This is a genomic window from Leuconostoc aquikimchii, assembly GCF_040838325.1.
Taxonomy (GTDB): Bacteria; Bacillota; Bacilli; order Lactobacillales; family Lactobacillaceae; genus Leuconostoc; species Leuconostoc aquikimchii.
This window is the reverse complement of sequence record NZ_JBFPER010000001.1, coordinates 826332-839624: the sequence shown is the minus strand read 5'-3', so window position 1 is coordinate 839624 and position 13293 is coordinate 826332. Positions and strand designations below refer to the sequence as shown.

Below are 13293 nucleotides of genomic sequence, written 5' to 3'. Positions count from 1 at the left end.
CATAGGAATCTTCATTTCAATATGTTATGACTTCTTCATAAGAAAGTTATGACACATGAATAGTAGCGTACGACTAAACGTATTTCCTCCGTTATTTTTTCTTACCTAACATCATACCATGATTATTACGTTTCAAAAAGCGCGCAAAACGACGCTGTTTAAAACTGAACCACAGCATTTAGACATCAAAAAATTGCGCAACCATGATAATATTTTGATGTTCACAAATATTTTGGTAAGTCATCGCATCATTAATCAATTTGAATCATGTTATTTTTAACAGCTAGCGCTACCGCTTGAACCCCAGTTGCAACATTCATCTTGGTATAAATTCCCGTTAATTGCGATTTGATCGTTCTTTCAGATACATGATTTTCCAACGCAATGGCTTTGATTTTTAATCCTTGCGCAATAGCTGTTAATATACGCGTTTCTCTGTCAGTTAATTTAAAATTAGGGATTTGTTGCTGTACTTCTGAATTAAAAACAATATTTGACACGTGATTTTGCAAGATGATATTCCCTCGTATAGCACTATCAACCGTTGTAAAAATAGTTGCCGTTTTAGCATCCTTAAGTAAGTAGCCTTTGGCACCTAATTTCAACATTTTTTGAATATGTTCTGCACTGTCAACAGTCGTTAAAACAACCACTGGTATTTCAGGACAATTGTCATGTATATAAGACATAACACCAAACCCATCAACTTTTTCCATTTTAATATCAAGTAACACTAAATCAGGGCGCGAATTTTCCAAAATTTGAATCGCCTGTTCCCCGTTACTTGCTTCATATAAAATTTCATAATGATCGTTTGTGTCAAAAATTAATTTCAAACCCTCTCGAATAATAAAATGATTATCAACAATCATAATTTTATTTGTCATTTTGCCACCTTAACTTTTTAGGAATTTGCACGTGTATTTCTGTGCCTTCACCACTATGACTATTAATCGTGAGCAAGCCATTTAACTTTTTAACACGCTCATCAATTGCATGAAGTCCAAAATGCTTATACTTTTTCTTACCAGAATCAACATTAAACCCAACACCATAATCAACAATATTGATATCTAATGTTTTATCTAGGGTCACCTTCACGATCGCAACATCAGTTTTTGCGTGCTTAACAATGTTACTTAACGCTTCTGATATAATTCGAGCAACTTCATCATACATTGTTTGCGGTAGCGTAATTTCAGAACTGATTTTAAATTTGACAATTAAATCATAATTCTCATAAAATACTTTGCCAAGTGCCTCAAGCCGTATATACAAATTAACATCTTCGGTGCTTTTGGATCGCATGTCATAAACAACTGATCGTGCTTCCTGCAATGAATCCCGCGATAAATCAATGGTTTTATCAATTTCCTTTATTGATCGTTCAATGTTGTTTTTAGCCAGTAGCGCTTTAATGCCCTCTAATTGCATGGTAACACCTGCCAAACCTTGCATCAATGTATCATGTAAATCTCGGCCAATACGGTTACGTTCATTTTGCTGTGATATTTCTTGCACCTCAGTATAAGTTAGCTGAAGTTCATCTAATAAGTGCTGTGTTTTAACTAGCGTATTAATATGTCGATGATAAGCCCGCCAGGCTAAAAAGATAATTGTATTCAAAAATACAGATGCCTCGATTGTCATAAAAGCTAAAAAAAGACCGTAGTTCATTAATTGAATAACAAGAATTATAATTTGCGCTGGTGCCAGTAACAACCACAATGTTTGCCATTTAATATTGTATAATGACAAAATTTGTATACCAATAACTGGTAACATGCTCATATACAAAACTGTTTCACCCGGGGAAATAAGAATACCTGAAATTATAATTAAAATGACTTGTAATCCAATAAAAAAAAATTTACTCAGATCAATGAGCTGGTAACTGTTAAAATTAATAACTAATTGTATAAAAACAAGCGCGAAGAAAATAACAGACGATATTTGATCAAAATGACCACTATTCGTTCTCAAATAATAAGCCAAAAAGTAAATCATAACACTCCAAAAAATCATTGGCCAACGGGACAATTTCAAAAAATGTTGCCGTGTTTCTAATGCAATTTCTTTTTCCATGTTTTTTCTTTTCTAAAAGGGACTAAGCCTTAATTGAGGTGAGTGTCATAACTGCACAGATTTTATTCTGTCTCGTTATTGCGTTATCATCACAATTTATTTTTGCTTAGTCCCTTTTTTATGCAATGCCTTAATCAATTTTAACATTTGGTAGCAATTTGTCTAACCATTTCGGTAAATACCAACTTGCTCGCCCAAATAAAGCAATGGTGGCAGGTACCAAAATTAATCTGACCAGTATAGCATCAAACAAAATTCCTGATGTTAAGACAATTCCCATAGACTTAACAATCGCGTCACTGGCAAAAATAAATCCCGAGAATACAGCCATCATAATCAATGCTGCTGCTACTACGGCTGGACCACTGTCCCTCATCCCCGCGATAACAGCTTGATGCGTGTCATTTGTCTTCAAGTACGCTTCGCGAATACGACTCACAAGAAATACCTCATAATCCATCGCCAAACCAAACATAATGCCAATTACCAAGACAGGTAAGAAGTTTAAGATAGCACCCTTAGCTGGAATACCAACAAAATCAATGAAATGCCCATCTTGTGCTATAAATACAATTGCGCCTAGTGTGGCACCGAGCGACAATATGAACCCAACTACCGCTACAATTGGAATTAGCAATGATCTAAAGACAACCGTCAAAAGCATAAAGGCAAAGATAACAATTAAAATGGCAAATTTAGGCAATGCTTTCATTAAAGCATCTGACATATCAATACTAATTGCGGTTGCCCCAGTAACATATAGGCGGGACACACTGTGTTTATTTTCTAACTCACGAATATCATGCACTAATTTCTTAGTTTTTACTGAATTCGTATCTGTTTTAGGCAATACTGTAATCATTTGATAATCATTAGTTGTACTTGGCATAACTTGAGAGACAGAGGCAATATTATCTAATTTTTTAATTGCGGTAACATTGCTTTGCGCTTCATTTTGATCACTGGTGCGCATTAATACAACCAATGTGGCCTGACTGCCCTCACCATACGCCTTAGTCAATAAATCGTATGCCCGTCTTTCTGTTAGCTTTTCAGACTTAACTGCGTCATTAGGAAGTCCCAAATTAATGTGTGCAAAAGGTGTTGCTGCTATGCCTAAAATGACAACCACTAAAATAGTTAGTACAAATTTATATTTTGTTACTAACTTACCCCAACCACCTTTGACTCTAATTTTACTCGCAAAGTGTAAAATCCGATTGGGTTTCTTACCGGTCACACGATCTCCTAACACGGTCAACATAGCAGGCACAAGTATCAAAGAAGTCAACATCGCGGTAACAATAGACATTGCAGCTGTTATACCCATAACCGACAGCATATCAATTCCTAGTATTGTCATGCCAAGCAAAGCGACAATAACCGTTACACCAGCAAAAACAATTGACGTACCCGCTGAAGACATTGTTTTAACTAAAGCCGCTTCTTTTTGGCTATTGTTTTCCTGAAGTTCTTGACGATAACGTGAGATAAGAAACAGCGCGTAGTCAATTCCCACAGCCAGCCCCATCATACCTACTAGCGACATTGAAAAGGTAGCAACTGATAAGAAATGAGTTGAAATTAAAACCAACATCATACCAACGACTAATCCTAATAAAGCAGATAAGATGGGAATGCCAGCAACTAATAGTGAAGCAAACGTAATTGCCAAGATAACAAACGCAATAGCCAAACCAATAACTTCAGCCTGTTCACCATTATCCATACCTGATATTGTGACATTATTTGATGATAACTCTGTTTGAATATTTTGACGACGCGTCACACTAATCGACTTTTCTAAATCATCAACAGTCTTTTCAGACACAGCGTCGCCCTTTGGTTTGTACATAACTCGCGCTGTAGCGGTCATCCCGTCTTCACTGTAACTACGAAGAATTGTTGGTGTAACGACCATTTTTACATGCTTATTTTTTTGTACATCTTGCAACATTTCGGCCACGACTTTTTGATTGTTAACGGTCGTTAATGCTTGCCGATTGTTGGAATGAAGGACAATTTGCACCTGCCCGCCATCTTGTCTAGTAGCTGGAAATTCTCTTTCCATGAGTTTATTAGCTTTTTCAGACTGTGACCCTTGAATTGACATACCGGCACTATCAAAATCAATACCAAAGTTGAGTGCAGCAATGACTGAAATGACCAGTGTGACAAAAAATGCAGCTATTGTTAATTTAGCATGCCTATAAATCCATATCCCTAATTTCCCAAGTTGTTTGCCCATGACTTTATTTCTCCTTCAAAGTTAATGTATATAAAATATATCATCAACCTGAAGCTAAAACATCGTACCATTAGGCAATGTTTATGCCCGATAGGGCAACATAGCATAAAATTTAAAATTATAAAAAGTCTATCTAGTCTGGCGCATACTTTTATACGCAGAAGCAAACAAAAAAATCTCTTGAATTGGCACAAAAAAACCAATCTAACAGAAATTTTTTTAATCCTAATTATTGATGCTCATCGTATTGTTCATTTTATCGTCTTTTCTCTAAAAAAGCGATAAATCGTCAATGCAATAACTAGCAAAGCAATGGACATTGCCAATAGTAACGTTTTGGTTGTTTGATCATGGTATACCAAAATTGCACGTATAAGGGCTGTCACCCCAATATACAAAAAACTTTCCATGCTAATATGTGCATCTTTAATGAAATATTCACGCACGAGACTCATAAACTCAAAAAATAAGAACACCGCCAGTGTTGCCTCTGTTATTTCATTGAAATTTGCGCGCATATCATCAATAGTTATCAACAAATGTGCTAAGTTATAAATTTCTCGTAATAAAAAACCAAAAATCACAAAGCCAATGAGAATCATGACTACATTTAATACATATTCAAAACTACTTGCAACTTTCTGGTGCCACTCATGTCTCATATTTCGACTCCTATTTTCACGTCATGTCGTGTTACTAGCTCATCCTTTAGAAAATTGTCTTCAATCCAATATAGTTATCAAAAATCAAACAAACTCAATTGATTTTCATCTGGCATCCCATCTAACACAGAATTTTGAGTCAAATACTCAATAATTGTTTGTGATACTTTACCTCGTTTTTTGAGATCTTCTTTACTTAAAAAAGGTTTGTCTTGACGGGCAACAATAATTTGTTTAGCGACATTATCTCCTAAACTCGGCACTGCTGAGAATGGGGGAATTAATGTTTCACCATCAATAACCCATTCGTTAGCTTCCGATTTGTACAAATCTACCATCGAAAAAGTAATATGACGTTCGAGCGCTTCATTCGCCATTTCAAGCACAGTTAAGAGGTTTTTATCGCCAACAGTGGCATCATTCCCAAGTGTACGTAAACGTTTCAATGCTTCCTTTGTGGCATTTTTCCCGCGGCTCATCGCCACGATATCAAATTGATCGGCACGAACAGAGAAATAGGTTGCATAATAAATTGTTGGAAAATAGACCTTAAAATAGGCAATACGCAAGGCCATCAAAACATAGGCTGCTGCGTGAGCACGCGGGAACATGTACTTGATTTTTAACATTGACTGAATATACCATTCCGGAATCTTTGCTTCACGCAACTGCGCTTGATAGTCATCCGTAATGCCTTTTCCCTTACGTACTTTTTCCATGACATTAAAGGCATCGGCTGCCGGAAATCCCCAGTTAATCAAATCCGTCATAATTTTGTCACGTGTTCCAATAACAGTACCAATTGTTGCCGTGCCATTTTCAATTAATTCGTTGGCATTCCCTAACCAGACATCAGTCCCATGCGATAAACCAGAAATCTGTAATAATTCCGAATAATTATGTGGCTTGGTTTCTTCTAACATGCCACGTACAAAATTTGTCCCGAATTCTGGTATACCAAGGGTACCAGTTTTTGAAAATATCTGCTCTTCTGTCACGCCCAAAGCCTTTGGCGATGTAAATAAGCTTAACACCCCTGGATCATTAGCCGGAATTGACTGTGGGTCAATGCCAGACATATCTTTCAAAGTACGTACCATTGTCGGATCATCATGTCCTAATATATCCATTTTGAGCAAATTATCGTGAATAGCGTGATAATCCATGTGCGTTGTTTGCCATAATGATTTTTGATCGTCAGCTGGATATTGAACAGGTGTAAAATCGTATACCTCATACTCTCGAGGCACAATTAGAATACCACCTGGATGTTGACCAGTTGTTCGTTTAACCCCAGTCACACCTTGAGCTAAACGTTCTACTTCCGCGCCACGATATTGCTTCTCATGATCTCTCTCATAACCTTTGACATACCCAAAAGCAGTTTTTTCAGCAACTGTTGCTATTGTGCCGGCACGATAAACATTATGTTCACCAAACAATACCTTCATATAGTTATGTGCAATTGGTTGATAATCGCCAGAAAAATTTAAATCAATATCTGGCACTTTATCCCCTTTAAAACCCATAAATGTCTCAAAGGGAATGTTTTGACCATCCCCAATTAACATCTCATCTGGATGATTCGGATCAGCTTTATCGGGCAAATCATAACCCGATTCATAAATTTTAGGGTCTGCTAATTCAAAATAATCACCATGCGCACTACGATAATGTGGTGCAAAAGGATTAACCTCTGTTATACCTGACATTGTTGCTACAAAAGAAGAACCCACCGACCCACGTGAACCGACTAAATAGCCATCTTTATTTGATTTTTCAACTAATCGTTGCGCAATAATATAGTGTGGCGCAAAGCCATTACCTATAATTGCAGCCAATTCTTGATCAATTCGCGCCTGAATAACATCTGGCACAGGATCACCATACCATTTTTTGGCGGTTTCTAATGTCCGTTTAGTCAGCTCATCCCCAGCACTTGGAATGTTAGGTGGATATGAACCACTCTTAAGTGGTGAGATGGTTTCCAACATATCGGCAATGACATGTGTATTTTCGATGACCAATTTTTTGGCCAAACTATCACCCATAAAAGCGTAGTCTTCCAACAAATTCTGAGTGGTACGAAAATTCAATTCTGGTAATGCCGTCCTATTTTGTGGATTCCCGGGTTGCGTTGCAATTAAAATATCACGATAGATTTTATCCTCTGGGTTTGTATATTTAACATCTCCAGTAACAACAACAGGTTTGTCTAATTCATCACCAATTGAGACCATATCTTTTAAAATAATATGTAACTCTTCAGGGTTTGCTATTAATTGCGATTCGAGCATTGGTGCATAATTAGCAGTCGGTTGCACTTCAATATAATCATAGTACCGTGCCTTTTTAAGTGCTTCTTCTCGCCCTTTTTCAATCAATGTCATAATGACATCACTACTCGTATCGCCAGTACCTATAATAAGTCCTTCACGATAATGATCTAAAACCGAGCGCGGTATACGTGGCACACGAGCAAAAAAATTAATATTAGATGTGGATACTAATTTATATAGATTTTTTAAGCCAACCTTATTTTGAACAAGTAGCGTGACATGAACTGGCCGACCATGTTTCCAAGCCTCACCTTCGGTCATATGATCATTTAATTGATCATGCTGCGTCAACTCATAATGTGCATGTGCTTCTTTAATCAAACGCCATGCGATATGCCCCGTCGTCTCTGCATCAAATATTGCCCGATGAGCCTGTTCCAAGTTAATATTAAATCGCTTAGCAATCGTCCCCAAACGATAAGACTTGTAATCAGGATATAACCAACGTACAAAAGGCAATGTATCAATGACTGGATTAGCAATAATTTCTTGGTTATACCGTGTATAAGCAGCGTTCATAAAGCCAACATCAAATGTCACATTATGGCCAATTAAAACAGCATCCCCAGCCCATTGTCTGAAACGGTTGATAATGTTTTCTTCAGTATCCGCATGAGCAACCATCGTATCCGTTATAGAGGTTAATTTTGTTGTAAAATCAGATAGCGGAAATCCAGGATTAATATACTCTGAGAACTTTTCAATCACATTGCCCAGTTGCATTTTAACAGCTGACAGCTCAATGATTTTATCCGTCACAGCTGACAACCCTGTTGTTTCCAAGTCAAATGCCACATAAACTGTATCTTTACCAAGTAACGTAACAGGTGCTAAATTAAAGCCAATCGGCTCGCCATCTTCAACAAGATTAGCTTCCATCCCATAAATCATCTTTAAATCATTTTTCTGACCAGCGGCAACCGCCTCTGGAAAACCCTGTACATTGGCTGTATCAATAATTGACAATGCCTCTTGACCCCAACTTTTAGCAAGCTTGGCAACAGCGCCATAGTCAGTTACGGCATCCATTGATGACATTTTAGAATGTACCTGTAATTCAATGCGCTTTTTGTCACCTTGATATTTCTCTTGACGACCCTCATGATCAATAACTTGCAGGTCATAAATGTTAAGGACTAATTCACGTGCGTAAGTATCTTCTTGAATATTACCAGACATACGTACCCACATACCAGCTTTTAAATCTTCAAATACGGCCTCATCAGTTTCATTATTTGAGAATTTTTTAGCAGTTATTGCGCTGGAATAGTCCGTTACTTTAATTGTCATGAGTTTACGTCCTGAACGTAGTTCACGGACTTCATTAGCAAATATATAACCTTCGACAATCACACGATTCTCTTCATTGTCAATTTTCTCAATTCGTGTTATTTCAGCATCAGCTGCAATTTTACGACCTAATGTTAATTTCACACCTGTTATTGATGATTTTGGTTTAGCTTGCTCGCTGGCTTGAATGGCTTTTTGTAACTCTTCATGCGCTTTGGCATGATGTTGTGCAACACTTTCTTCAATTTGTTGGGTCAGTACATCATCTTTACTTGGTGTTAAAATGATTTTAGGAAAGCCAACATTTTGGTACGCAGTCACAAGTGAAACTAACGCAGCTTCACTTAATGAATCGAATAATAACGCTGCCCCAACGCCAACACTATAATGATTTTGACCTATTTTTTTCAACATTGTATTACTAGCCATTTGTTGAATTATTGCATGATTAAGATTGGATTCTGCTAATACAATATGCCAATATTGATTGACTAGTTCGTCGTCAACCGCTTGTACTGGTGTTTTAATGACGAGTGCAGTCCGCGCAATATTAGTAAATGCTGTCTGTAGATGTTGCCGAAATTGCATCAATACATTAGCCGGTAATATATTATCCAGTACCACTTGAAATGTCCAAGTTTTCGACTGCTTCGAAACGACAACTTGTGTTAATTTACCATTGCTAAAAAAACTGTAAATTTCTTCAGGTAATTGAATTTGATTCACTAGATGTTGCAATTGTTCTTGTTGGGTTAATGTCATATTTCCCTCTAATTTATTGATTAAAAAAACCGAAATCATCGGCTTTCTGTCTTATTTATCACCATTTAATAGTACTGAAACAGAATCTACGACTTCACTCAGTCGCATCTCAATATTAGTATTGCTTTCTCGTACCTTAACTTCAACGATGTCTTCACTAGCTTTTTTGCCAACTGTAATACGAATTGGTAAGCCTATTAGATCTGCATCAGCAAACTTAACACCGGCACGCTCTTTACGGTCATCAATTAAAACTTCTAGTCCCTGTGCTGTCAAAGACTTTTCTAGTTGTTCCGCGACACGTACTTGATCATCATCTTTGATATTGACTGGCACAATATGCACATCAAATGGTGCTACACTTGCTGGCCATACCAGGCCATCATCGTCAGCTTTTTGCTCAACAATGGCACTAAGTAACCGAGACACGCCGATACCATATGATCCCATAATCAGGTCTGTTTGACGCCCATTTTTATCTAACACTTGTGCGCCGAGGGCCTTTGAATAACGCGTACCTAGTTTAAATATATGCCCAATTTCAATTCCTGGCGTAAATACGAGCTTGCCTTTTCCATCAACAGCAGTATCACCTTCACGTGCTGTTCGGAAATCACCAATATTTTCTTCAGAAAGTTTAACATCTCGTTGCCAATTGACATTCAAATAATGTTTGCCATCCTCATTCGCACCAGCAACAAAATTTCCTAAGTCGGCAGCACGTTCATCAACCAATAACTGAACTGTTTCAGGTAAATTAACCGGACCAAGCGATCCAAACCCTACGCCCAATACATCACGCACTTGTTTTTCTTCTGCTACTTCAAATACATCTGCGTTTAAAAAGTTTTGAACTTTCACAGCATTGACTTCAAAATCACCAGTTGTAACAACGGCGACTAACTTATCGTCAGCAATAAACATCATTGTCTTCGCAACGGCTGACGTGGGTATTGATAAGAAGTCTGAAATTTCCGCAATCGTTTTTTCATTTGGTGTGTCAATTGTCGTCAATTCTTTAGGTACAACTGCTGCATTTTGACGTTCATAAAAATCCTTCGCCATCTCTAGGTTAGCCGCATAGTCTGTCGCATCGGAATAAGCAATAACATCTTCTCCAGCAGCAGCCGGCGCTGAAAACTCTTTTGAATCTGAGCCGCCCATTGCCCCAGCATCGCCAACAATTGCACGATATGTCAATCCTACACGATCAAAAATATTGACATAAGCAGTTTCCATATTATGAAAGGCTTGATCCAAACCTTCTTGATCCGCACTAAACGAATAAGCATCCTTCATAATAAATTCCCGCGTACGTAAAAGGCCAAAACGTGGTCTGTTTTCATCACGAAACTTTGGTTGAATTTGATAAACAACTAATGGCAACTTTTTATAAGATTTAATATCATCAGACATTAATTGCGTAAATGTTTCTTCATGAGTTGGTCCTAAAATGAAATTCCGATCCTGTCGATTCTTAAATTTGTACAATGCCGGTCCATATGTTGCGTATCGCCCTGATTTTTCCCAAAGTTCAGCTGGTAAAATTTCTGGCACTAACATCTCATTTGCATCAATAAGATTCATTTCTTCACGAATAATGTTTTCAATTTTATTAAGCACCCGTTTAGCCATTGGCAAATATGAAAACATACCCGCTGCCACAGGACGGATAAATCCAGCTTTAAGCAGTAGCTGGTGACTCTTAACTTCTGCATCAGCAGGAACTTCTCGTAACGTGGGCATTAACAATTTAGATTGTTTCATAAGTCATGATCCTCAATTTTCTTTTTCTGAATTATGTACGGCGTCTTGCGCCAAGTAAAGATATTATTTTTTAACTTGCTTTTTCATCGCAATAAGTCGTTTATTGTGACAGCAATCATCAAAACAAACATGAATGCAGCACCACCAATTGTCACTGCATTTTCGAATGCTGATGGTAACGGTCTACGAAGAATAGCTTCAATCGCATTCAAAACTAATTTGCCCCCGTCTAAAGCTGGTATTGGAATCAAGTTCATAATACCTAAGTTAAGAGATAGCACAGCCATAAAGGCCAAAGTCTCTAACATACCCGTTTTAGCTACTGCTGATGTTTGCTTTGCAATAGATACGGGACCACCTAATTTATCTAAACTAAAGCCACCAGAGAAAAGATGACTCAAAGCATACCAAATTCTTTGTATCGTTGTGCTCGTTGTTAAGACACCATATTTAATACGTGAACCAAAATCAGTGTATGTCTTTGGTGTTATGCCTACTAACAATCTGTTAACACCATCTATTTTAACAGTTTTCGAGGTCATATTTAATGTCATTTCATTGCCATGTCGTAACACGGAAAATGTCAGCTTATTATTTTTAGTATTGCTGATCTCTGTTGCCACCTGTTGCCAAGTCGTTGTTTTTTGATTATTAATCGCAGTAATTTGATCAGCAGACTTTAAACCAGCTGCTTTTGCGGGCATATTATTTTGGACAGTCCCCACAATTGGCTCATTTAAAGTCACGTTTGGCAAGGCAAATGCCAATCCGGAAAATATAACCAGCGCCAAAATGAAGTTCATTGCTGGGCCTGCAATATTAATCAGCGCCCTTTTATAAACCCTGGCGCTTTGAACCCACGAATCTCGTGGTGCAATTTGAACCTCTGTCCCATTAGTTTCAACAATCGTCGCATTATGATCCACTTTAAACGTTTGAGATGACTCGTCGCCATTTAAAAAACCCGTTAAAATTAATGCGTCGCTTAAATCAAACGTATCCACTTGAAATGGCACGCCATCACCTATTTCATCAATACGCGTGTCTATTTTTATAACATTATTTTGTTCGTTGTATGTGAGTCGCACGCGTTGCCCGGCATCTAAGTCCGCTGTGTCATCTAACCCTGCCATACGGACATATCCACCCACTGGCAGTAAACGTATCGTATAGGCTGTGTGATTACGGCGCCAACTTAATAATTTTGGCCCCATGCCAATCGCAAATTCTCGAACCAATACACCAGATTTTTTAGCGACAAAAAAATGGCCAAATTCATGTACTGCTACCAATACACCAAAAACAACTATAAATGTTATAACTGCAGTTAAATTCATATGGTTTTTATCCTAACATGCCTAAAATAGCCATTAATGGCATGACAATGAGCATTGAGTCAAAACGATCTAAAATGCCACCATGACCTGGTAATATATTTCCTGAGTCTTTGACACGATAATGACGTTTAAAGCCAGATTCAATTAGGTCTCCCAACTGCCCAGCAATTGACAGAATAACTGCAAATCCCAACAACTCAATAAAACTATAACTTGGTAACCAATTGAAAATACTAAACAACGCAGGAATAATAACAATCGCAACTGCACTGCCACCGACTGATCCTTCCCATGTCTTATTGGGACTGATTTTAGGTGCCAACTTGTGCTTCCCTATTGCCCGTCCAACCATGTATGCACCAGAATCAGTGAGCCAAACCATCAGCATACCAAACAAGACTGTCGCCAGACCCACACTTGCTGCTTGAAAAAAATAATGAAAGCCAGTACCAATATAGAGCATCGCCAAAGTCATTGCCCCTGCATCATCAAAATTAAAATGATTACGAACAAGTATCGTATTTAATAGCATTAAGAAAGCTAATATGTAAAACACAACATGGGCACTTTTAATAAAAGGGACGTCATGCCAAAAATTATTAGGTAAAATAATTGCGATAACTCCAACAAAACTAATAAATGCTTCTGTTGTTACAAAGATAATATGTTTCATCCGTAAGATTTCACTTACAGCAACAACACCCATTATCACTGTCAAAATCAGCAATGGTAAATGCCCAATAATTAGAAGTGGTACAAAGATGAGTAAAGCCACAACGGCTGTTATAACACGGACTTTCATG

Annotated in this window: 8 protein-coding genes; all 8 read right to left on the bottom strand. The window is 37.6% G+C overall.

The features are described from left to right. Nucleotides 1–251: 251 nt before the first annotated feature. Complete coding sequence (locus AB3K24_RS04215; protein WP_367973951.1) at nucleotides 252–887, bottom strand: response regulator; 636 nt, start codon at nucleotides 885–887, stop codon at nucleotides 252–254. Next, nucleotides 877–2085: a sensor histidine kinase gene (locus AB3K24_RS04210; RefSeq protein WP_367973950.1), complete on the bottom strand. Its 1209-nt coding sequence runs from the start codon at nucleotides 2083–2085 to the stop codon at nucleotides 877–879. The genes AB3K24_RS04215 and AB3K24_RS04210 overlap by 11 nt, the downstream gene beginning before the upstream one ends. Before the next feature lie 130 nt (nucleotides 2086–2215). Next, complete coding sequence (locus AB3K24_RS04205; RefSeq protein WP_367973949.1) at nucleotides 2216–4333, bottom strand: MMPL family transporter; 2118 nt, start codon at nucleotides 4331–4333, stop codon at nucleotides 2216–2218. Nucleotides 4334–4584: 251 nt separating this feature from the next. After that, complete coding sequence (locus AB3K24_RS04200; RefSeq protein ID WP_367973948.1) at nucleotides 4585–4995, bottom strand: phosphate-starvation-inducible protein PsiE; 411 nt, start codon at nucleotides 4993–4995, stop codon at nucleotides 4585–4587. Between the two features lie 77 nt (nucleotides 4996–5072). Beyond that, nucleotides 5073–9386 carry a PolC-type DNA polymerase III gene (locus AB3K24_RS04195; protein ID WP_367973947.1) on the bottom strand — a complete coding sequence of 1438 codons (4314 nt, stop codon included), beginning with the start codon at nucleotides 9384–9386 and terminating at the stop codon, nucleotides 5073–5075. A 51-nt stretch (nucleotides 9387–9437) separates the two neighbouring features. Then, the gene (locus AB3K24_RS04190) at nucleotides 9438–11153 is read right to left on the bottom strand and encodes a proline--tRNA ligase (RefSeq protein WP_367973946.1); all 1716 of its coding nucleotides are present in this window, start codon (nucleotides 11151–11153) and stop codon (nucleotides 9438–9440) included. An 83-nt stretch (nucleotides 11154–11236) separates the two neighbouring features. Further along, a complete protein-coding gene (gene rseP, locus AB3K24_RS04185; protein ID WP_367973945.1) occupies nucleotides 11237–12490 on the bottom strand; it encodes an RIP metalloprotease RseP in 1254 nt (417 codons plus the stop codon). A 7-nt stretch (nucleotides 12491–12497) separates the two neighbouring features. After that, the gene (locus AB3K24_RS04180) at nucleotides 12498–13292 is read right to left on the bottom strand and encodes a phosphatidate cytidylyltransferase (RefSeq protein ID WP_367973944.1); all 795 of its coding nucleotides are present in this window, start codon (nucleotides 13290–13292) and stop codon (nucleotides 12498–12500) included. Between the last annotated feature and the right edge of the window lies 1 nt (nucleotide 13293).